Source organism: Paenibacillus cookii, from assembly GCF_018333375.1.
Lineage (GTDB): Bacteria > Bacillota > Bacilli > Paenibacillales > Paenibacillaceae > Paenibacillus_AQ > Paenibacillus_AQ cookii.
Genome location: NZ_BORW01000033.1, coordinates 23621 through 45748, shown reverse-complemented (window position 1 = coordinate 45748; position 22128 = coordinate 23621). Strand labels below are relative to the sequence as shown.

The window sequence follows — 22128 nt, the reverse complement described above, 5'->3', positions numbered from 1 at the left end:
AGCGCATGCTACTGTACTTGTAACATGCGCTCTAAAGAAATCCGGGCCTTGTCTGCGACGGCCGGCGGTACGTAAATTTGCGGCTTCATCGTTTCCAGGCACTTCACCAATTTTTTAAGATTGTTTACCTTCATGTTCGGACATACCAAATATTTGGTCGCAAAATGGAAGGTCTTGTGCGGACTGTCCATGCGAAGCTGGTAGCCCGTGCCGTCTTCGGTTCCGACGATAAACTCCTGGCAATCCGACTTTTTGCAGTAATCGATGATCGCCGTCGTGCTGCCTACGAAATCTCCCATCGCAACCACTTCAGGACGGCATTCCGGATGCACGACGAACTGGGCGTTCGGATGTTTGGCTTTCATTTCCACAACGTCTTTTACGGTCAGCATGTCATGCGTATTGCAGTAACCTTCCCAAATGATCATTTTTTTGTCGGTATGCTGCTGTACGTAATGGCCGAGGTTTTTGTCCGGCACCCAGATGATCTCGTCGCAATCCAGCGATTGGATCACCTTCACCGCATTGGAGGACGTGCAGCAAATGTCCGTTTCCGCTTTCACGTCGGCGGAGGAGTTGATATATGTAACGACTTTGGCGTTCGGGTGTTGGGCTTTCAGCTTGCGGAGCCCATCCACGTTCACCATGTCGGCCATCGGGCAGCCTGCGCGTTCGTCCGGAATCAAAACCGTCTTGTTCGGAGCCAAAATTTTGGCGCTTTCCCCCATGAAATGCACGCCGCAAAAAACGATCGTCTCCGCATCCGTTTGCGCGGCTTTCTGGGCAAGCAAAAAGGAATCGCCGCGGAAATCGGCAACTTCCTGAATTTCGTCCCGTTGATAATAGTGAGCCAAAATAATTGCGTTTCTTTCTTTTTTGAGCTGCATCAGCTTCTCGGTCAATTCCCGTTTTTGCTCCTCTTTATGCTGCAGCGCCAGAGCTTCCACCAGAAACCCACTCCTTTAATAAGGTCATCACATGATCCGTGATATTGTGAAAATTCTCTCAAAGTTAGGTGTCTAAGCCTTGAGGTTTTTCAGTTACCAACTAATGTACACAAGGTTTCACGGGCTGTCAATTGGGCGGAAAGTTCGGCATAAACAGGTCCATCGTGCCAAAAAATCCTTATAGGGCGCATGTTTCGTGCATCCTTTCACAACAAAAAGGCTTGATGATAAAAATAAAAATCTTTCATGAGGCTTGGCTCAGACTCCTTCATGCTAAATTAAAACAACCTCATGCTCAGAACATGCGCTGTGATCGACGGTTTCGTATTCATTGGGGTAAAGCTGCCAAAAACAAAAAAACCCGGAAGACGATTGCCGTCGTCTTCCGGGTTTTGTATGTCCTGCTGGGTTTACGCTTTCGTACCTGGAGGCGTGCCTCCGTTATTCGGATCGTCTGCCGGCGGGTTCGTCGGATCGTTCGGAATGTCCGAAGAGCTCTTCGGGGCATCGTTCGGAATCTCATTCGTCGGCAAGTCGGCATTGTCCTCTTTGCCTTGAATGCGGACGCGAACGTCGCCGATCTCGTCGATTACGGGCGCGCCGCTTTCGGAGGAACCTCCGTTTTCGCCGTCGCGCGGTCCGTCTTCCGACAGGTATCCTTGTTCGATCAGCTCTTTGATTTGCTCCAGCTCCAGGGTTTCTTTCTCAAGCAGCGTATTCGCGATGAGATGAACCTCTTTGGCGTGTTTGGTCAACAAATCTTTACAACGCTGATAACATTCGTTGGTCATGCGCTGCATTTCCTGATCGATTTCATAAGCGATGGAATCACTGTAATTTTGCTCGTGTCCAAGATCGCGGCCAAGGAATACTTGGCCTTGGGACGAACCGAATTGCAGCGGTCCAAGCTTCTCGCTCATGCCGTATTCCATGATCATGCTGCGGACGATGTTTGTCGCCTGCTGGAAGTCGCTGTAAGCGCCCGTTCCGATTTCCCCGATAAAGAGTTCCTCGGATACGCGGCCGCCGAGAAGGCCTGTCACTTTATCCAGCAATTCCTGCTTCGTGACGAGCATGCGGTCTTCCTTCGGCATCATGATGACGTATCCGCCGGCACGGCCGCGAGGAATGATCGTTACTTTATGCACCATATCGGCGTTTTCCAGGAAGTAGCCGACAATGGTATGGCCCGCTTCGTGATAAGCGACGATCCGCTTCTCGCGTTCGCTGATCACGCGGCTGCGTTTTTCCGTACCGACAATGACGCGGTCGATCGCTTCGTCGACCTCGCGCATGGAAATATCCTTCCGGTTGCGGCGTGCCGCAAGCAGGGCAGCCTCGTTCATCAGGTTTTCCAGCTCGGCGCCGGTAAAGCCGGTCGTGCGTTTCGCTACCACGTCAAGCTTAACGTCTTTTGTGAGCGGCTTATTGCGTGCATGGACTTTCAGCACCGCTTCGCGGCCCTTCACGTCCGGACGGTCGACCGTGATTTGACGGTCAAAACGTCCCGGGCGCAAGAGCGCTGGGTCGAGAATATCCGCACGGTTGGTCGCCGCAACGATGATGATGCCTTCGTTGCCGCCGAAACCGTCCATCTCTACGAGCAATTGGTTCAGCGTTTGTTCGCGCTCGTCATGGCCGCCGCCAAGACCGGCGCCGCGCTGACGGCCAACCGCATCGATTTCGTCGATAAATATAATACATGGCGCATTTTTCTTGGCGTTCTCGAACAAATCGCGAACGCGGGATGCACCGACACCTACGAACATTTCCACGAAGTCGGAACCGGAAATGCTGAAGAACGGAACGCCGGCTTCCCCGGCTACCGCGCGGGCGAGGAGCGTTTTACCCGTACCCGGAGGGCCTACGAGCAGCACCCCTTTCGGAATGCGGGCGCCGACTGCGGCAAATTTCCGCGGATCCTTAAGGAATTCCACGACTTCGACAAGTTCCTGTTTCTCTTCATCGGCCCCTGCCACATCTTCGAATGTGACCCTCTTCTTCTCTTCATTATATAAGCGCGCACGGCTTTTGCCGAAGTTCATCACTTTGCCGCCGCCGCCCTGTGCCTGATTGAACAGGAAGAAGAAAAGAATGAACATGATAACCAAAGGAATCATGGAGGAGAGCAGCGTCAGCCAAATGCTTTCGCCTTCCATTTTCTTCTGGGTATAGCTCATGCCGGTCTTGTCGCTGGCGTCCACCAGCTCTTGGATCGCGGCATCCGTAGCCGGAATGTAGGTTGAGAAGCTGTCGGATTTAGCCCCTTCCGGTTTTTGATTATATTTACCGGTTACGAGATAGGCGTAACCGTCAAATTGAACCGTGATATCCTTCACATTGCCAGCCTTAATCTCTTGCCGAAATTCATCGTATCTAGGATTGTGAGCAGATTCACCACTGCTGCTTACGAACTGGACAATGCCCACCACAACTAAAAAAAGAATCAAATAAAAACCAGAATTCCGGATGAACCGATTCATCCCCTACCTCCTCTCAAAACACTTTAATTATTTTACCATAGCCTGTCTGACCATCTCAACAGAGGTGGTATTAGCATGAACCGTCAGCAAAACGTCCATGGGCTGGAGTATCACCATTAGTGGGAATAAACTTCCGGTTTCAAGATCCCGATGTAGGGCAGGTTCCGGTAACGTTCGGCGTAATCCAAACCGTATCCGACAACAAAGGCGTCTGGCAAGGAGAAGCCTGTATAATCTGCTTCCAGATCAACGGTACGGCGAGCCGGTTTGTCAAACAACGTGACGACGCACGTAGACTTGGCGTTGCGGCTCTTCAGAAGCTCGATCAGATGGCTGAGCGTGAGACCGCTGTCGATAATATCTTCGACGATCAGGACGTCGCGTCCTTCAACCGGCACATCCAAATCTTTGATGATTTTGACGACTCCCGACGATTTCGTGGACACGCCGTAACTGGACACGGCCATGAAATCGAGCTCGAGAGGTACTGTCATATTTTTAACCAAATCGGCCATGAAAATAAACGCGCCTTTGAGTACGCAAATGACCAAAGGATTGCGTCCTTCATAAACCTTGCTGAGCTGTGCTCCAAGTTCCTTGATTTTCTTCTGGATTTCCTCTTCGGTGATCAGAACTTCTTGAATATCGTTTTGCAACTGAGCGAACCTCCTACGTTTATACTATGAAAGTCTTACTATGACCATTACAGTTGCTCCACTGCCTCTGCATCCTCCAGACACATATGAAGAACGGATATCGTTCGTGCCCCGACCGCGGCATGCGCGGACCGCCGGACTCCCGGTATCCAGATGATGTTGCCTGAACCATCGACTAACACAGGAATGCGGGAGCGAGCGGATGGAGGTATCTTCGCGTCAATGAAAATATCTTTTACCTTTTTGCTTCCGTTTAATCCCATGACCTTCATGGTATCTCCAGGCAGTCTTGAGCGGAGTGTTAATGGAAACTTCAATTGGTCGGCATCGAACACTGCTTCGGCGCAAGCCTCGCCCTTGGCCTGAAAAAAAGGGTCATGCGGCGACTGCGCCTTCATCGTCATCCTCTTGCCAATTTCAGGAATAAAAAGTTCCGGAACAGCAGCTTGAAGCTCGTATGTATAGCTCTTGGACTGCTCTTGCGGCTTGTGCATAAACCATATCTTATCGTATTCGCGTATGCAGGCCAAGCCTCCTCCAATGTCAAGGCTCCAGGTCGTGCTTTTATTCTGAATCATGGTTTGGCGAATCCATTCGATTTTGTGGAAATCAGTGATTTCGGAGCCTGCCGACAGATAATTTAATATTAGTTTAATCAACCTTCGTTGTAAAGCGACATGTAAGGCCAAAAAGGAAGGCGCTTCAAAATAGAGCCTTCCATTCTTATGCTGCACCGTTTCGCGATATGCACGATCGGCAGCCCGCTCCATGAAATCGTCTTCCCCGCCCGCGATCTCGGCAAGCTGAACCAGCGATTGCCTGATCTGACCATTATATTGCCCCAAAAACGGCAGCACATCCAGCCGGATCGCATTTCGCCGGTACTTGGTGGAGAAGTTGGAGCTGTCGACCGCGTACTCGTAACCTTGCTGCTTACATACGCTGACGAGGTCCGTTTTGTATATACGCAAAAAAGGACGGATGAGTTCCACATTTTTTTCGCTTCTTTTTATTTTCATGCCTTTGAGCCCCGCAAGCCCGCTCCCCCGGAGCAAATGCAGCAGCACCGTCTCGGCCTGGTCGTCGGCGTGATGCGCCAGCGCAATGGATGCCGCGCCCCGGCGGACGGCGGTTTCATGCAAAAAGGCATACCTTTTTTCGCGCGCCGCCTCTTCGAATCCCTTCCCGCTTTCTTCCATATAAGAAGGAACATCGATTCTCGCCAGCTCGAACGGGACGCCCAAGCCTTCGGCCAATCGGCGGACAAGCTTCTCTTCGTCGTCGGATTCGGCCCGGAGCCCGTGATGGACATGCGCGCAAATCAGATTAAGCGGGACATGCAGCTTCGAAATTCGGTGCAGGACATGCAAAAGAGCCACAGAGTCCGGCCCGCCGGATACTGCGACTATGATCGTGTCATGGGGCTGCCATAATCCATGCTCGCCGGCCGTACGGAAAACATGTTCCGTCAACGTATTCAAATCGGTCCTGCTTTCCATTCCGAATCCCCTTTTCTACAGCAAGCCTTATGTAAAAAAAGCCTCAGGACAAAAATGCCCATAAACAGGCCAAACACGCCACCATTAAGGATAGAGCGAATGCATTGATCAGCCAGCGCGGGGTCTTACCCGGCAACTTGCCCGCAAAGGCGGGCGCATATATCGTCTCCTTCCACAGCTTCAGCGCTTCGCGCGAACCGGAGAATTCCCCCCGGATCGCCCGTCCCAGCCATTCGGCGTACACTTTCAGCTTCGGGCTCCGCTGCACGATCGACAACAGCTGAGCCGCGCTTCGGGTTTGCGGCAAATGCCGGGTGGCGGCGGCTTTGAGCTCCTCTTCGTTCAACATCTGAATCACCAACACCGCAAAGGCAAACAAGTCGTAACCCTCGTCGCTCGTCCGCGAGCCGGCATTCCAGTATCCCCGGTCGTACCACTCCGTGAACTGCTTGACGCTCCTTCCGATGGAGCTTACGCCACCGTAATCGATCAGTTCCACGCGGCCGACATCGGACACCATGACGTTCTCCGGCTTTAAATCCCCGAAAATGAAGCCGAAGCGGTGCAGCCCGTTGAGCTTTTCGAGCAGGCGGAGCCCGGTTAGGCCGATCCACTCGTGACCGCGTTTGCGGATGAAATGATGCAAAGAGGTCCCCCGGATATAACGCATGACGTAAAACGGAATATCCCCGTCCGGGCCCTTAAAATCGTCCACTTCGAGCAAATAGGGCATGCGCGGGCCGCCTTTCGGCGATTCCGATGTTTTGCGTTTCGACTGCAGGGACATCAGCACGTTGATCTCGGATTGCAGGTCCAGCGTGTCGAAGCCCATTTTGAGGGCATACGGATCGCGGGAGCCTTCCTTTTGCACCAGGTAAACGACCCCATTGGCCCCTTTTCCCAGCACGCGGCGGACGATAAAGCGGCTTTTGCGCCATTTCCCCGTTATGACCGTTCCGGCCGGATACGCCGGATTAGACGACGTAGTCACCGAGCATCCCTTCTCCTTCATCGGCATGTTCTCGCCATGTATCGTGTCCATTTAGTGTACCATAACGGAAGAAATCAATCACCTTCATGATCGCGGGCCCCGTCGGGGTCGCCCCCCTCATCTGAATGCGCTGGAAAAGGGATCTCAACGCCCCCGCATCTTTCGTCCAGCCGCTGTCCATCACCGCATCCTCGCCGCTCCGTCGTCCCGGGAAGTGGAATACCGCAAGTTCGCTCATTCCTTCGCGCGCCTGAAGGCTCAGCATCAGATCCCGGATGGCATCCTCGACCGCCCCGAGCTTGGGTTTCATGCTGGCGCTGGCATCAATCAATAATGCCACTTGGAGCGGCGTCGTTTCCGTCATCTCGTCGACCACCTGAACGACCTGCGAGCGCTGCGACGGCGGCAGATCCTCAAGCGTCGCATCCCCCAGAATGTGCTTGAGCTCCTTGTTCACCGCTTGCTGAATAGTCTGAACCACCGTTTTGCGAGTCATCATCTGCATCGTCTGGGCAAGCTGCCTCGTGCCTACGATCCGGCTGACACCTCCTCCCGCTTTGGCAATTTCGGCAATCTCCAAGCTTCCAAGCTCGCCAATCGTACCGTAATCCACCACCCCCGCAACGTTCACCGTAATTCCTTCCTGGAAAGCATGGGCTGCCGCCAGCACCGGGCTTGTTCCTACATTCGAGCATCCGTCCGTTATCAAAAGAATCTGTTTCACGATCGATCTTCCTCCCAAAAATGGATTCTATTTGCCTCTAGCATTTCCATTTTTGAGAGATTTCAAACGCTAAAAACTCCCCCTTTCCCATTTCCCGGGCAATGCGGACGCTTTAGCTCACCGTGCGCGGCCGCTCCATCCGCGCAAGCCCCGGCACGTGCAGCGTTGCCCACTCCGGCTGGTAATGCTCCACTTTGCCCACGACGACGGTCATGTCGTCATGAATGACGTTTTGCTGGTACCGGATCACTTTTTCGAGCAAAATGTCCGCGATTTGCTGCGGATCCTCGCTGTCGATCTCCTGGATCATCCGTTTCATCCACAGCTCCTTGTTCACCGCATGCCCCGGCGCATCGTAAATGCCGTCCGTCATCATGATGACGATGTCCCCCGCCTGCAATTTTAAAGTGACCAGGTCTACCTCGATATCCTGAATGATGCCGATCGGCAGGTTGCTGGCGGATACCGGTATGACCTCGAGCCCGCGCTTGATAAAGCTTGGCGTCGACGCAATTTTCATGAAGGTCGTCTCGGCGGAATATTGGTCGATGAGGGCCATGTCGACGGTCGCGTACACTTCATCCGGCGAACGAAGCATCAAAATCGAGTTGACGGATTTGATCGCCAGCTTCTCGTCCATTCCGCTTTGCAGAAGCTGCTGCAAAATCGACAGGGCGGTGCTGCTTTCCTGCTTGGCCCGTTCGCCGTTGCCCATCCCGTCGCTGAGCGCGACCGCAAACGTGCCGTTGCCGAGCTCCATCATGCTGAAGCTGTCTCCCGACAGCAAATCCCCGCCTTTGGCCGCCCCGGCCACTCCCGTCGTAATCTCGAACGTTTTGGCCGAACCGAACAGCACCGTGGCGAGCCCGTCTTTGGGCGACACCGACGATTCGTGCAGCACCGCGATGTGCTCGTCCAAAATGTCCGACAGCAGCGGCGCGATAATTTTGCGGCATTCATCGTAACCGCGCGTAAACGCATGCACGATTTCGATCTCCACATGCCCGGAGTCCAGGCTGATGATTTCGATGCCCTGAATGGAAAGCCCCAGCTGCTCGAGCGCCTCGCGAATTTGCTCCTCTTGCCGGTACATGGCTTGTCCTTCCCGCTGAATTTCGCGCGCGAGGTCCTCCATCACCTGGGACACGCCGGACAATTGCTCGGCAACGAGTTGACGGCTGTCGTATATTTGCCGTTTCCACTGCATATCATGCTGGTATAGGCCGTACTGCTGCTTCATCTCCTGAAGCACGTCGCCCGTTTTGCCGCACATGCGCATCCATTCCTTCGGAATATGCTGTTCGGTCATTTCCGGGTTCTCTTCCACGGCGGACATCACGTCCGTCATATATTTATAGGTTTGATAAAATTTCGCGTCCCAGCAGTGGCTTCGCTTGATGCAGGAGGAGCAGACCCCTTCCGCGACCGCGTTCATGAAATGGTCCACCTCGCCCGAACGCTTGCTGATCTCCTCCGTGCCGGCCACCTGCCCGAAGCTTTGGGAGAGCTGCCGGAATACGCGGGAAAATTGGGTGACCCTCTCGGCCGTCAGATCGCGGACCCTTTTCGCATATTCATGCTGGGACTTGCTGTGATCGTTCGTGCCGGGCACATATTTCGATATCATCGAAATCACCGACCTCGGCGTCAGCAAAAACAGCGCAATCGCCGCGCAGGATTCCCAGGTGGAGGTCATGACGTCGCCCGGACCGCTGAAATAAATCGATAAAATGGACGAGCCGAGCAGCATGCCGAGCATGACCGCGCCTTTTTTGCCTTCCCGCAGCATGCCGGCAAGCATGCCCGAAAAAGCGAGCAGGCTCATCTGATAAATGGCGGAGATGTCGGCCAGGCTCAGGATCAAGCCGGTGACGACGCCGACCGAAGCCCCCAGCGGCGCTCCGCCGACCAAAGCGAACACCAGGATCAAATAGCGGGACAGCACATGCTCGACCGACAAGGAATACATCGTCCACCCGACCGCCCCGGTCATGACGGAGGCCAGCAGGATGATGAGGCACAATATTTCCTCCGACCGCAGCTGATAATTCTTTTTTCGGTATGTGAATATCGGAATCGCCTGAATGAATACGAGGGTGAGCACGAAGCTGAGGACCGCATCCAGCGAGCTCATCATAAAGGCGTACCAAGTGAAAGACGAGCCCATGACGATCGCAAACAATTTGACGACGAACGAAGAAACGAACACCATGAGAGGCGCGTAAGACACTTCGGCATGGTCGAAGGCGTTCAGGCCCCGATGGATCAAATAAAAGATCAGCAGTTCAGCGGCAATCATTAGCGATGCCGGGAAAGGAGCAAAGAGGCTGCCTGCAACAAGCGCCACGCTAACCGGAAGCAAATAATCTCGGCGCAAGAACAAAATGACGGCGAAATAAGCGATTGCAAATGGCGATAGCTCGTCCAGAATCATGGCTTTGCCCAGCAAAAACGCCATCAGCGTCAGCAAGATCATCCACTTTTTGGCTGCCAGCAGCTGAAGCGGACGCTGCACCGCAGGCATATTCCGCATGCGGCCCATCAAGCCGTTGCCTTCCAGGGAAGCCTCTTTCCGCAGCGTTTTGAAACCGGGTATGTTCACGTTCAACTTTTCCATGTACTTAAGCACCACCATTTCCTAGATTTGATGGTACCCATTATAAAAGCCCTCGAACAGGAAAGTTTGTCATAACAGCGGACAAGCCGAAAAGAAATTTCCGACAAAAAGAAACGCCGCGCGAAACGTCGGGAATGGCCCGCGATTTCCCTCGCCCCAACCGTTTGCGGCCGTTCGGAACCCGCCCGGATGACGACGGCCCGCGGAGCCGTCGCCAATATTCCGCTATCGATTGCTATAGACAGAGCCGGAAATCAGTTGGATGCTGTCGTTAACTTTTTTTGGAAGCGACAAAAAAACCGCGGCAGGCTCGAACCTGCTGCGGTTTATTATTTTTCCCGGTATTTCGCAAAGGAAATGAAAGCCGCGTCATTCGCGGTTTCTCATGTATAAAATTTCGCCAAAACAGGCGTTCCGTTCGTTACATGCGTTTTGCGCCGCGTCCTCCGCGCTTGGATTCCGTATGTTTCTTGATCGAAGAAATGCGTTCTTCGCTATCCTTCAGGAAACGTGACATTTTATCCTCAAACGAAGTTTTGCTGGCCGCAGGCTTAAATGGGCGCCCGCCACGTTCACGATTAAAGCCTCCACCGCCGCCAAAACGATCTCCATTTCCGCCGCCGGTGCGCTCCGGTCTTGGTCCTCTTGGAGGACGAGCTTCCGAGGCCGGCTTATCAACAGCTTGTTTGATGGAAAGCCCGATTTTGCCGTCCTTGTCGACATTGATTACCTTAACGGTAACAACATCGTTGATTTTCAGGTGATCGTTGACATCCTTGACGTAATTATCGGCGATTTCCGAGATGTGAACGAGACCCGTGACACCTCCTGACAGATCCACAAATGCTCCAAAATGCGTTATGCCTGTCACCTTGCCTTCTAACTTGGTGCCCACTTCGATTGCCATAGAATAAAATGATCCTCCCTTAAAAATATACAACAAGATTTGAGTCAAACCTTCGCTGTGGTGATTTGATTATACATAAAGCGCAAACTGAGGTCAACTGAGTAATAACCCAGTTCAGCGCCTATATTACGGGCCTGTTTCCTCGGCATGGATGGGCGTTTCTCCGGGTTTGTACATTCCGAAGTTCTTGCGCGCGAGCTGCCCGATGTACTCCGGATCGTTCAGCCTTTTGACATCGGTCATCAGCTGCTCCTTGGTCTTCTCCACGCTTAATTGTTCCTGCTTTTTCTTCGCAAGATCGGCACTCTTGTCCGCAATTTGCGATTGCTGGGAAATCATGGTGAAGCATGCCCATCCCAAAAACACGACCATAAAAGAAGCCCAGATCAATATCCGCCTCCGCGCGCCGGCGTTCTGGACGGTCCCTGCTTCCTGTTTCGATTTGGCCGTTTGCGTGCGAGCCTGTTCCCTGGCAGCATATTTTCCCATGGGCTCCTCCTTTGCATGCGTATTAGCATATATTTCTATATACGTTCGTCATTACCACTATTCCTTCTTCGGAAACCATTTTTTCCATAAAAGAATGAGCCGGTTCAGGAGCTTGTCAAGCCAAACGGGCATCCGCAGGCGCGACGTGATCGGCCTGAGCATCCATTTCGCCAGCTTCCAGAACGGCAGCAGCAGCTTCAGCACGACGCGAAAAACGAACATCGCAAGCGCGCCCAGCATGACGGCCAGTCCCTTCAGCAGCTTCAGCAGCATCCGGATCGGCGCCCATACCAGCAGCCTGAAAAGCCGTTTCAGCACATCGATGATGTAACGCGCTGTCTTTATTAACATTACCACAAAACGCTGAGTTGTAACACTTAAGAATAAAAAATATAGCCATACCCCCAAAAAGAGTCCGACAAACACATAGAACCTGAGCTGCCCGTAGTTGCTTATATAAAGCATTCTGAACACGAATAAAGCGGCGCCGCACCAATAGAGGAGGTCCAGAACATGAAGGGTCCATCTCGGAAAATGCAGCTGGCCCGACAGCACCCGGTAGCTGTCATAGGCCAGTCCCATCGCTGCTCCCGAAAAAAGCATCCAGAGCAGGGTGATCCATTGAATATGCGGACTCATTTAAACAGCTTGCCGAGCATTCCCTTATTTTTGCCGTGGGAACCGGGATCCAGGTAAATGAGGGAATGGACCATGCCTTCAATGGAGAGCAGGCCTTCCTCGAGGCTCAAATTTTTGATATGTAAATTCTGCCCTTTAATGGTCAGGTGCCCAAGTTCGGTGTGCAGCAGAAATTCTTCGCTGTCGAAGCTCTCCACGTTATGGACTCCCGTCAAATTCAACTGCTTGCGGTTCAGCATATGCAGCTCATGCTGTTTGTTTTTGGCTGGCTCGATCATGGCATGTACCCCTCCTTCTTACCAATAGCTTATGGGAGGGGAATGCGGTTTAGAACCAAGGGTGCGTTCATACGGTTTCGTTTCGTTGGTTTGGCAAAAAGCAAGGCACCCCCCGGCTCGGAAACCGGAGGGTGCCTTTTTATATACGACTATGAAAGTGCTTCGGATTACCAATTCAAACCGTTGTCTTTTGCGATCGGTTCTTCCTTGACCAAGGAGTACAGGCTTGCGGCCTCATCCTTGCGGGTGCTCTCGGCGAGGCGTTCCACCTTCACGGTGACCAGCTTCTGTCCGAACTGCACGGTGATTTCGTCGCCGATCTTCACTGTGCTGCTGGGCTTGGCTTCCCTGCCGTTGATGAGCACCCGACCTTGATCCGAGACATCCTTGGCCACGGTACGCCGTTTGATCAGCCTGGACACCTTCAGGAATTTGTCGACGCGCATCTTATTTTACGGCTTCTTTAAGCTTGTTGCCCGCTTTGAATGCAGGAACGTTAGCTTCAGGAATTTCGATGGTTTTGCCGGTTTGAGGGTTGCGGCCGGTACGTCCGGAACGCTTGCGGGTTTCGAATGTGCCGAAACCGATCAGCTGCACTTTGTCGCCGCTTGCCAAAGCTTCGGTGATTTCGCCCAAGAAGCCGTTCAGAACGGACTCAACGTCTTTTTTGGTCAAGCCGCTTTTAGTCGAAATGTTGTTGATCAGGTCAGTCTTGTTCATAAATTATTATCCTCCCAATATACAAAAAAATAAGTATAGGTGCGTCCAGGGTGCATATGCATGCGACCCTGGGGACGCCGTCTTCATGTTAGGATTTTCGCGAAATCCTTCATGCGTATGATTATTCTTGGTGCCCTGCCAAAATTCCTGCCTGGTTCCGCCAAAAATTTAGATGAATGAGGAAATCCCTGTAAAAAAACGTCGATCGGCGTACCTTCCTCAGGTTCATGTCCGCTTTTTCGGAACCCTCGCAGACCTTTTAAGCTGATCGAATCCTTATCATACCTGATTTTTCGCCTGTTGCCAAATGGCGTCCATTTCTTCGAGGGAGCTTTCCTGAATCGTTTTCCCTTGGGCTCTCAGCTGCTCCTCGATAAAACGGAACCGGCGGACGAATTTGCGGTTCGTTCTCGACAACGCCTCTTCCGGGTCCGCGCCCAGGAAACGGGCGGCGTTGGCCGCGGCAAAAAGCAGGTCTCCCAGCTCGCCGATTTGCTCCTCGGGCGCGTATCCCTTTTCGACGGCTTCGCGCAGCTCGGCCAGCTCCTCCTCGATCTTGAGGAACACGTCGCCGATCCGTTCCCAATCGAAACCGACCTTGGACGCTTTCTTCTGAAGCTTGTACGCCTTCATAAGCGCGGGCAGGTCCTTCGGAATGCCGTCCAGGACGGATGACTCCTCCGGATTCTGTCCTTTGCGCCGCTTTTCTTCGGCTTTCATCTGCTCCCAATTTTGGAGCGCTTCCTCGGCATCCTCCGCCCGCGTTTTGCCGAACACATGCGGATGGCGGAAAATCAGCTTGTCGTTCAAGCCCTGGATGACGTCGAACACGCTGAAGGTACCGAGTTCCTCCTCCATTTGCGAATGCAGCATCACCTGCAGCAGCAAATCGCCCAGCTCTTCCTGCATATGCTCGGGATCATCCTCGTCGATCGTTTCCAAAACCTCGTATGTTTCCTCAATGAGGTTCTTCCGGATCGACTCATGCGTCTGTTCCCGGTCCCAAGGACAGCCTTCGGGGCTGCGAAGTATGCCGACGATTTCGTGCAGCCGCGCGAACGTGCGCTGGCGCAGCATGTCGTCATCGCTCCGCGGCACGTAAACCAGCGACAAATTGCCGTATCCCTCCACGCGGTCCAGCTCGTACAGAGGAACGCGCAAAACCTTCTCCTGTCCCTCCACGCCAAGCGCATGGCCGACGATGACCGTGTAGTCGTCCGGATACAGCTCCATCAGCGCCAGCTTCACGTCCGACGCCGTAAATGCGTCGTACACTTGCCCGATGACGGTATGCAGCTGCGGCTGCAGAAAGCTTGCATTCAGCCCGCTGGCATCAAGCAATTGAAAGCCTTCGATCGGGTCGAAGCCCAGACGGATGAACGCTTCGTCCAGAAAAGACTCCCCGCCGAGGATGGCCAGTTCGATGCCTTCGCTTCCGCAGCGGTCGCGGAGCATCTGCACGGTGGACTCCGCCACCATCGGATGTCCCGGCACGGCATAGACGATCACCGCGCCGTCCGCGCCTGCCGCCGCCTTTTCGATCAATGCGTCGGCGATCGAAGCATAAACCTCTGGAAACGAATCCTTCGCTTCATAGATGTAATCGAACGACCGGACCGTAACCTGCAAATCGTCCAAAACCGACATCATCGGATGTTCCTTCGTCCGGACGTAGACCTCGGACGCCTGCTGCAATTGTTTCACGATGCCGACCGTCAGGCGGTCCGGATTGCCCGAACCCAGCCCGACGATGGTTATGGATGCACCCATCCTTCATCCCCCCGCTCTATTTACCATTCTTCCGGTATTTGGTAGCAGCTATACTATATCATGGCTTTCTCATAGAAAAAAATCATCGGCCCCGCGGCATTCGGGTTACGCCAACAGCCGAAGCCTCCGCAGCAGGTCGGCGAGCGGAGCGCCGACCTTGGGCACCATGCGCAGCTCCTGCTCGCTGAGCAAGCGGGTTCGGACGGCGCCGAGCAGAAACACGGCGCCCCCGGCCGCGGCCCCGGCAAGGCTGGCCGCGGCAGCCGCCAGGCGGGCGTGCAGCCCGAGCGCGGACAGCAAAGCGTCCGCGGCGAGCATGGCGGCGCCCGCCGCAAGCGCCATGCCGGCGAGCACGGCTGCCGGCATGGCGAGGGCCCGGCCTGCGCCGATCCGCAGGCCGGCCGTGCGGGCAAGCAGCGCAATATTCAGCGCTGCGGCCAGAAAATGCGCGGCGACGCTGGCGATGGCCGCGCCGGTAATCCCCAGCTGTGGAACCAGCAGCAGGTTCAGCAGCGCCTTCGCCGCCGCCGCGGCCAGCAGATGCAGCGCCGGCGCTTTGACGATGCCGAGCCCCTGAAGCAGGGCGGCGGAGATGATGCTCAGCGCGCTGCCCGCCGCGGTAAAGGCGATCCAGCGGATGACGCCCGTGCCCGTCCCGTCCTCGTACAGCGCGATATTGATCGGCTCGGCCAGCACGGCGATCCCGATCGACGCCGCCATGCCGATCAGCCAGAACCAGCGCAGCGACAAGCGGCACCGCTCGGCGATCAGCTTCTTGTCCCCCGTCGCCTTCGCTTCGGCCAGCGCGGGGATAAACAACACCGACAGCGAGGTGGCCAGCATCGTGACGAGCTGCACCACCGGCATGCCGCGGTTGTAAATGCCGAACTGCACCATCGCCCCCGCTTCGCCCGCTCCGCCGCTTTTCAGCAGCCGCGGCATGGTAAAGGTGTCCGCCAGATTAACCAGCGAAATCGCCAGCGCGCCGAGGCAGATTGGAATGGCATATTTCAGCATATCCCGAAATAAACGGCCTCCGGATTGCCGGGGCTGCTCCTTGCCGGCTTCATCCCCGTCCCTGGTTCCTGCCGAAGGTTTCCCTCGCCGCGCATACCCTCTCCAGTATCCGCCCATGACAACAAGACCGGCAAGCCCGCCGGCCGCCGAACCCAGAAGCGCCCCGGCGGCGATCGTCTCCGCCGACGCCCCCGCCGATGTCAGGTATACGAGGAAAATGATCATGACGGCGACGCGTACAATCTGTTCCGCAATTTGCGACACCGCGGTCGGCATCATGTTCTGGTAGCCTTGAAAAAAACCGCGCAGCCCCGTCATCAGCGGAACGAACAGCAACGCGAAGGATGAGGCCCGAAGAGCCGGGACGACGCTTGCGTTGCCGATCATCCAGCCAATAAGCGGCGCCCCGAAATAAACGGCCGCCCCGAACAATAGGCCCGACACGATCAACGCTCCGGAAGCGATGCGGATCACCCGCAAGCTCCGGGACCGTCCGCCCAGCGCCGCATCCTCCGCGACGAATTTGGCGACCGCCGACGGAAACCCGGCCAATGCCACCGTGATGATCAACGTATATAACGGATAAACGGTATTGTATATGCCAAAAACCGCGTCCCCGCCCATGTTTTGCAGCGGGATTTTTTGCAGCGTTCCGATCAGCTTCGACAGCACCATGGCGATGCCGAGCACGAATGCTCCCTGCAATATTTTGGAGGATGTCCCCGGTTCCTTCATGCCTCTCGTCCCTACTTCTCCCAAGTTTTATACCCTTAAACGGATTACATCTCTCCATTATACCTGGGAAAACGGAAACATAAAAACTCCCGCCTTTCCAGGTAGCGCCGCCAGCGCGGCCCTGAAGCGGGAGTTTGCCTGTTTTACTGCTCCATTTGTTTGCCGAGAAACGCAGCCGCGGTTTCGGCCATTTTGATTTCCAGCTGTGACATTTTCACGGAGTCGTCCTTGCTGAGAAGAATGACCGATCCGATCGGGTCGCCGCCCGAAATGATCGGCGCCGCCACGAAAGAAGACAGCGTCTCCTGATGATCCTTGGTGATTTCGTAGCTGCCGCCGCCGGTTTCCAGCAGCGTTTTGCGATTATCCATGCAGTTTTCGATCGGAGTGCCGATCGGCTTCTCCAGATACTCCTTCTTGGAGCCGCCCGCTACCGCAATATAGGTATCCCGGTCAGAAATGATGGTTATATGTCCCGTGCCTTCGTAAAGGGATTCGGCATATTCCTTGGCAAAGTCGCCAAGTTCTCCGATCGGGGAATATTTCTTCAAAATCACTTCACCATCGCGGTCTACAAAAATTTCAAGCGGATCTCCTTCGCGGATTCGCAGTGTGCGTCTGATTTCTTTAGGGATGACCACTCTGCCCAGGTCATCAATACGGCGGACTATTCCAGTAGCTTTCATTAACATGTTGCCCCGCTTTCTCGAGAAGATTTTTCAACTACTGTTCGGATGGGAAGATGTGTGTCCCAGTAATATAAGTGTGATATCTGACCATAGTATTCATCCTTTCCCAAATCCTTATACATGATCTTGGAATGAATAGTTGCGGTCCGATACAGATTGTACCTTTTATGGATACCCGTTTTTGCCCACGCAAAAACGCGGATTTCTCCGCGTTTTGCCAAGTCAAGCTTGTATCATTTCGCGCCGGCGCCCGCAGGCTGTTCGGCATTTGGCTGCGCCGGGCTGCCGGTCTTGCCGTCCGACCCGGCCTTCCCGCTTTGCGCGCCGCCCTGCGGCTGCTGGTCTTCCGTTTTCGGCAGGTCGATTTTCTGAATGATGTCCTTGAGCTGGTTTTGGATGAAGTTGTCGATCTTCGCCGCGCCCAGGTTGTATTTGATGATTTCCTTCTGTTCCTTGGTCAGCTGATCGAACGTCGTCTCCTTCCGGGAGTCCACCTTAACGATATGATAACCAAGCGTCGTTTCGAACGGGTCGCTGATTTTGCCCAGCGGCAGCGTCAGCACCTGCTCCTTGAATCCGTTAATGTTATATTGGCCGACGGTAAAGTTCTCGTACAAACCGCCGCTTTCCTTGGTCGCCGAATCGTCGGAGTATTTTTTGGCGATGTCCGCGAAGTCTGCTCCCTGATCCAGCTGGGACTTGACGTCCTTGGCGATTTTGAGGGCCTCTTCCTTGGTGCGCTCCTTTTTGTCGCCGTATTGCAGCCCGATCAGGATATGATGCAGGGTCGCTACCGTGTACTCCTGCTTGTTCGCCTCGAATTTATTTTTGACCTCGTCTTCCGTCACTTTGCTGTTCATGTCGGTCATGGCCGTCATCGTTTTGACGAGATAATTCCGGAGGTCCTCCTCCTTCAACTGCCGGCTCTCCAGTTCCTTTTTGAACTGTTCTTCGCCCATCTTCTCTTTATTTTGCCCGATCAGCTGGTCGGCTTGCTTTTCCCCTTCTTTTTTCGAGGATTCCGCCGCCTTGCTGCTCAAATAATCGAAAGCGATCATCTGCTTGACCAAAAAATCCTGAAAATAGCTGAGACTGACCAGCTGCGCATCATCCGGGGACGTAAAAGAGATGATTTTTTTCTGGGTCTCAAGCTCTTTTTCCGTGATGCTTCCCCCTTTATAGGTTGCCACCACTTTGCTCGTGTCTTTCGGTTCGGCAGCATCCTGCTGCTCATCCGCCCCGCTTTTTTCGCAGGCAGCCAGTACGGAAAGCATCATGGCCGAGACCACCGTCAAGATGATTCCCTTCCATGCCTTCCTTCTATTGAACGACATCCTGAAGTTCCTCCTTCGATTTGAACAGCTCCCGAATGGCCGCCAAAAAATCCTCCAGCAAACCAAGCAGCTGCTTGTCACCCAGTCCCTTGCCCTTGATGCGGATCAATAAATGAGACTCCTGCTCAAATTGTACACGTCTTTCGAACTTATTGCCAATCTGAGCGAGTTTGGAGGTGCTGATTTTTTTCTCCTGGCCTTCGTAAAACTTCAGCAGCAAATCGTCGCCGCGGCGGTTGATCGAGTCGATGCCGTACATTTTGCCGTAAATCTTCAGGCGGGCCACCGCAAGCAGGTTGACCACCGCTTCAGGCAGCTCTCCGAACCGGTCGAGCAATTCGTCCTCCAGCTCTTTTTCGTCGTTGAACGTGCCGACGGCCGCAACCTTTTTGTAGATTTCGATTTTTTGGATGCTGTCATAGATGTAGTCGGCAGGCAAATAAGCATCGATGCCGATGTCGATGACGGTATTCCACGATTTGGACGGCTCTTCTTTTTCGCCGAGCATGGTGACTTTCCGCTTCTTGATCTCTTCGGCCAGCATTTGCGAATACAGGTCGAAGCCGACGGAAGCGATAAAGCCGTGCTGCTCCGCCCCGAGCAGGTTCCCTGCGCCGCGGATGGACAAATCGCGCATGGCGATTTTGAAGCCGGAACCAAGCTCCGTGAATTCCTTGATCGATTGCAGCCGTTTCTCCGCAACCTCCGTCAGCACCTTGTCCCGCTGATACGTAAAATAAGCATAGGCGATCCGGTTGGACCGGCCTACGCGGCCGCGCAGCTGGTACAGCTGGGACAAGCCCATTTTGTCCGCGTCGTGCACGATCAGCGTGTTGACGTTCGGAATGTCGACCCCGGTTTCGATGATGCTCGTGCTGACAAGCACGTCGTATTCGCCGTCCAGGAAGTCGAGGATCGTCTTTTCGAGCTCCGATTCGGACATTTGGCCGTGGCCGACGCCGACTCTGGCTTCAGGCACCAGCGCGCTGATCTGGCTCGCCATTTCCTGAATGCCCTGCACCCGGTTGTAGAGATAATAGACCTGGCCCCCGCGGCCAAGCTCCCGTTCGATTGCCTCCCGCACCAGCGTCTGGCTGTGCTCCACCACGTAGGTTTGCACCGGAAAACGGTTCTCCGGCGGCGTCTCGATGACCGACAGATCGCGCACGCCCAGCATCGACATATGCAGCGTGCGCGGAATCGGCGTTGCCGTTAACGTCAGCACGTCCACGTTCGTTTTCAGCTTTTTGAGCTTCTCCTTGTGGGTCACGCCAAAACGCTGCTCCTCGTCGACGATCAACAGTCCAAGGTCCTTGAATACAAGATCCTGGGACAACAGGCGATGCGTGCCGATGACAACGTCGACCGTCCCTTGGCGGACGCCCTTGATCGTCTCGTTCTGCTCCTTCCGGGAACGGAAGCGGCTGAGCACCTGGATGTTGATCGGATATCCCGAAAAACGTTCGCGGAACGTTTCGTAATGCTGCTGCGCCAAAATCGTCGTCGGAACGAGCACCGCTACCTGCTTGCCCTCCATCGCCGCCTTGAAGGCCGCGCGGATCGCCACCTCGGTTTTGCCGTAGCCGACGTCGCCGCAAAGCAGCCGGTCCATCGGGCGGTTTTTTTCCATGTCCTTTTTGATTTCCTCGATGGCCCGCAGCTGGTCGCGCGTTTCGTCGTACGGGAACATTTCCTCGAATTCGCGCTGCTCGGGCGTATCCTTTTCGAACGCGTAACCCGGCGTCGCTTGCCGTTCGGCGTAAAGCTTGATCAGATCATCCGCGATATCCTGCACGGACGAATGGACCTTGCTTTTGACCTTGTTCCACTCGTTGCCGCCCAGCTTGTAGATTTTAGGCTCCTTGTCCTCCGAGCCGACGTACTTTTGAATCAGGTCGATCTGCTCGATCGGCACGGACAGCTTGTCGCCGCCGGCATACAGGATATGCATGTAATCCTTATGGATGCCGTTAATTTCGAGCGTGCCGATGCCCATGTATTTGCCGATCCCGTGGTTTTGGTGGACGACGTAGTCGCCGACCTTCAGCTCGGTATAACTTTTGATGCGTTCGGCATTGTCCATGTTTTTGCCGAGCTTGCGGATTTTGCGCTGCTTTTGCGAGAACATTTCGCCTTCGGTAATGACCGCGAGGTGAATCGAAGGCATCTCGAATCCCGTCTGCAGGTTGCCCTGCATCATGACGGGCTCTTCGATGTTGTAGTCCTGCAGAACGCGGCGCATCCGCTCGAGCCGTTCTTCGCCGCTGGCCAGCATGATGACCTTGACGCCGGATTTATGCCAGCGCTCCATCTCCGATTTGAGCACGTTCATTTGACCATGGAAATCCTGCATGCCGCGGCTGATGAAGTTCAAAATGTTTTGCGGCTGCGTATGCGGCACCTGGCGCAGGAAAATGGACATGAAAATGGTCTGGAAAGGACGATGATAGAGCACGGCCTCGTTTTCGACCGACAGATGCAGCTGCGGCAACGTTTTACCGTTTTGAAGCAAATGCAGGTTCCATTCGGCCTCGTCGCGCTCCAGTTGTCTTGCCGTTTCCAGAAGGCGGGCCGGCTCGTCGAGTATCAATACCGTGTCTTTGGGCATGTAGTCGTACAGCGTCTTGCGCTCCGGATAAAGAAGCGAAATATATTTATAGATTTCGGGAAAATAGACATGCTCGCGCAAAAGCTCCATTTCCCGGTTCATCTCTTCGGTCAGGCGCAGCTTGGCCTGGCGGTCCGTCATTTTGCCGAGCTGCTCCTCCAGCAAATGTCCTGCGGCTTCGGCCGCTTGGACCAACCGCTGCTGATCCGCGATAATCTCTTTGCAAGGGGTAATGGTAACTTCCTTGACTTTGTCGATGGAACGCTGATCTGCCGGGTCGAAGGTGCGGATGGAATCGATATCTTCATCAAACAGCTCGACGCGGTAAGCAAGCTCGGAGGTCATGGGATAAAAATCGATAATGCCGCCGCGCAGGCTCATCTCGCCTTTGCTTTCCACGCGCTCCACGCGTTCGTACCCCATCTCGATCATGCGCAGCATGAATTCGTCGACGTTCAGCGTGCCGCCGTCTTCGATCCGGATTTGGGACTTCCCCATCACTTCGGGAGCAGGCAAAAACCGCCGTACCCCGGAAAAAGGCGCGACGACGACCCCCGTGAATCCCTGCGCGCATTTCATCAACACGTCGATCCGCTGGGCAAGCGTTTCCGGACTGGATACGGCCGATTCGGCGGCGACCAGCTCATTGGCCGGGTACAGCAGAACGTTTTCCGGAGAAAGCGCTTCCTGCAAATCCTCCGCGATTTTTTGCGCCGAAAACATGTTATGGGTCACGATCAACATCGGGCGCTTCACTTCTTCGTACAATGCCGCCAGCATGATTTGCCGCGCGGAGCCGGACAGACCCGATACCAGCTGTTCTTTCATGCCTGCTTTTACGCCGGCGGTGACGGATTGCAAATCCGGATCTTTGGAGAATGCTTCTATAAGTGCTTGTAACAAAAGGGGCACCTCTCTCATGCTAACTTTTCTGGATTTTGAAAAATCCTCTTGTTATTTAAAAAACTTCAATATTCCGAAAAAATCTACCAAATAGGTCACCCCGGGGAATACCGAAAAGAAGC

Annotated in this window: 18 protein-coding genes; all 18 read right to left on the bottom strand. The window is 54.4% G+C overall.

Annotation, left to right across the window (positions count from 1 at the left end):
- Window positions 1-8: 8 nt before the first annotated feature.
- Complete coding sequence (gene nadA / locus KI367_RS21915; protein WP_212952160.1) at window positions 9-947, bottom strand: quinolinate synthase NadA; 939 nt, start codon at window positions 945-947, stop codon at window positions 9-11.
- A 410-nt stretch (window positions 948-1357) separates the two neighbouring features.
- Complete coding sequence (gene ftsH / locus KI367_RS21910; RefSeq protein ID WP_212952159.1) at window positions 1358-3430, bottom strand: ATP-dependent zinc metalloprotease FtsH; 2073 nt, start codon at window positions 3428-3430, stop codon at window positions 1358-1360.
- Window positions 3431-3546: 116 nt separating this feature from the next.
- Window positions 3547-4086, bottom strand: a complete 540-nt coding sequence (hpt, locus tag KI367_RS21905) for a hypoxanthine phosphoribosyltransferase (RefSeq protein WP_212952158.1) — start codon at window positions 4084-4086, stop codon at window positions 3547-3549.
- 47 nt (window positions 4087-4133) lie between these two features.
- A complete protein-coding gene (gene tilS, locus KI367_RS21900) occupies window positions 4134-5585 on the bottom strand; it encodes a tRNA lysidine(34) synthetase TilS (protein WP_212952157.1) in 1452 nt (483 codons plus the stop codon).
- Window positions 5586-5628: 43 nt separating this feature from the next.
- A complete protein-coding gene (locus KI367_RS21895) occupies window positions 5629-6576 on the bottom strand; it encodes a serine/threonine protein kinase (RefSeq protein WP_036712770.1) in 948 nt (315 codons plus the stop codon).
- Window positions 6560-7300: a vWA domain-containing protein gene (locus KI367_RS21890; RefSeq protein ID WP_212952156.1), complete on the bottom strand. Its 741-nt coding sequence runs from the start codon at window positions 7298-7300 to the stop codon at window positions 6560-6562. The genes KI367_RS21895 and KI367_RS21890 overlap by 17 nt, the downstream gene beginning before the upstream one ends.
- A 112-nt stretch (window positions 7301-7412) precedes the next feature.
- A complete protein-coding gene (gene spoIIE / locus KI367_RS21885; protein ID WP_373316251.1) occupies window positions 7413-9842 on the bottom strand; it encodes a stage II sporulation protein E in 2430 nt (809 codons plus the stop codon).
- A gap of 496 nt (window positions 9843-10338) precedes the next feature.
- On the bottom strand, window positions 10339-10824 hold the full coding sequence (locus KI367_RS21880) for a S1 domain-containing RNA-binding protein (protein ID WP_036712758.1): 486 nt from the start codon (window positions 10822-10824) through the stop codon (window positions 10339-10341).
- Window positions 10825-10950: 126 nt separating this feature from the next.
- Entirely contained in the window at window positions 10951-11313 is a 363-nt protein-coding gene (locus tag KI367_RS21875) for an FtsB family cell division protein (protein WP_036712756.1), read from the bottom strand.
- 57 nt (window positions 11314-11370) lie between these two features.
- Window positions 11371-11952, bottom strand: a complete 582-nt coding sequence (yabQ, locus tag KI367_RS21870) for a spore cortex biosynthesis protein YabQ (RefSeq protein WP_212952154.1) — start codon at window positions 11950-11952, stop codon at window positions 11371-11373.
- Window positions 11949-12230 carry a sporulation protein YabP gene (gene yabP, locus KI367_RS21865; protein WP_036712753.1) on the bottom strand — a complete coding sequence of 94 codons (282 nt, stop codon included), beginning with the start codon at window positions 12228-12230 and terminating at the stop codon, window positions 11949-11951. The genes yabQ and yabP overlap by 4 nt, the downstream gene beginning before the upstream one ends.
- Before the next feature lie 167 nt (window positions 12231-12397).
- Window positions 12398-12676: an RNA-binding S4 domain-containing protein gene (locus KI367_RS21860; RefSeq protein WP_036712748.1), complete on the bottom strand. Its 279-nt coding sequence runs from the start codon at window positions 12674-12676 to the stop codon at window positions 12398-12400.
- A 1-nt stretch (window position 12677) separates the two neighbouring features.
- Window positions 12678-12950: an HU family DNA-binding protein gene (locus KI367_RS21855; protein ID WP_036712746.1), complete on the bottom strand. Its 273-nt coding sequence runs from the start codon at window positions 12948-12950 to the stop codon at window positions 12678-12680.
- Between the two features lie 279 nt (window positions 12951-13229).
- Complete coding sequence (gene yabN, locus KI367_RS21850) at window positions 13230-14720, bottom strand: bifunctional methyltransferase/pyrophosphohydrolase YabN (protein ID WP_212952153.1); 1491 nt, start codon at window positions 14718-14720, stop codon at window positions 13230-13232.
- 105 nt (window positions 14721-14825) lie between these two features.
- Window positions 14826-16472 carry a putative polysaccharide biosynthesis protein gene (locus KI367_RS21845; RefSeq protein ID WP_212952174.1) on the bottom strand — a complete coding sequence of 549 codons (1647 nt, stop codon included), beginning with the start codon at window positions 16470-16472 and terminating at the stop codon, window positions 14826-14828.
- Between the two features lie 143 nt (window positions 16473-16615).
- On the bottom strand, window positions 16616-17158 hold the full coding sequence (gene spoVT, locus KI367_RS21840; RefSeq protein ID WP_036712796.1) for a stage V sporulation protein T: 543 nt from the start codon (window positions 17156-17158) through the stop codon (window positions 16616-16618).
- A 236-nt stretch (window positions 17159-17394) separates the two neighbouring features.
- On the bottom strand, window positions 17395-18495 hold the full coding sequence (locus KI367_RS21835; protein ID WP_212952152.1) for a peptidylprolyl isomerase: 1101 nt from the start codon (window positions 18493-18495) through the stop codon (window positions 17395-17397).
- Window positions 18482-22006, bottom strand: a complete 3525-nt coding sequence (gene mfd, locus KI367_RS21830) for a transcription-repair coupling factor (RefSeq protein ID WP_212952151.1) — start codon at window positions 22004-22006, stop codon at window positions 18482-18484. The genes KI367_RS21835 and mfd overlap by 14 nt, the downstream gene beginning before the upstream one ends.
- Window positions 22007-22128 lie beyond the last annotated feature (122 nt).

What these genes read in the sequence shown, in the direction of transcription:
- ftsH (WP_212952159.1), bottom strand. Translation starts at nt 3,430, where the DNA reads ATGAATCGGTTCATCCGGAATTCTGGTTTTTATTTGATTCTTTTTTTA.
- tilS (WP_212952157.1), bottom strand. Translation starts at nt 5,585, where the DNA reads ATGGAAAGCAGGACCGATTTGAATACGTTGACGGAACATGTTTTCCGT.
- spoIIE (WP_373316251.1), bottom strand. Translation starts at nt 9,842, where the DNA reads ATGGGCCGCATGCGGAATATGCCTGCGGTGCAGCGTCCGCTTCAGCTG.
- KI367_RS21880 (WP_036712758.1), bottom strand. Translation starts at nt 10,824, where the DNA reads ATGGCAATCGAAGTGGGCACCAAGTTAGAAGGCAAGGTGACAGGCATA.
- KI367_RS21875 (WP_036712756.1), bottom strand. Translation starts at nt 11,313, where the DNA reads ATGGGAAAATATGCTGCCAGGGAACAGGCTCGCACGCAAACGGCCAAA.
- yabQ (WP_212952154.1), bottom strand. Translation starts at nt 11,952, where the DNA reads ATGAGTCCGCATATTCAATGGATCACCCTGCTCTGGATGCTTTTTTCG.
- yabP (WP_036712753.1), bottom strand. Translation starts at nt 12,230, where the DNA reads ATGATCGAGCCAGCCAAAAACAAACAGCATGAGCTGCATATGCTGAAC.
- KI367_RS21860 (WP_036712748.1), bottom strand. Translation starts at nt 12,676, where the DNA reads ATGCGCGTCGACAAATTCCTGAAGGTGTCCAGGCTGATCAAACGGCGT.
- KI367_RS21855 (WP_036712746.1), bottom strand. Translation starts at nt 12,950, where the DNA reads ATGAACAAGACTGACCTGATCAACAACATTTCGACTAAAAGCGGCTTG.
- yabN (WP_212952153.1), bottom strand. Translation starts at nt 14,720, where the DNA reads ATGGGTGCATCCATAACCATCGTCGGGCTGGGTTCGGGCAATCCGGAC.
- KI367_RS21845 (WP_212952174.1), bottom strand. Translation starts at nt 16,472, where the DNA reads ATGAAGGAACCGGGGACATCCTCCAAAATATTGCAGGGAGCATTCGTG.
- spoVT (WP_036712796.1), bottom strand. Translation starts at nt 17,158, where the DNA reads ATGAAAGCTACTGGAATAGTCCGCCGTATTGATGACCTGGGCAGAGTG.
- KI367_RS21835 (WP_212952152.1), bottom strand. Translation starts at nt 18,495, where the DNA reads ATGTCGTTCAATAGAAGGAAGGCATGGAAGGGAATCATCTTGACGGTG.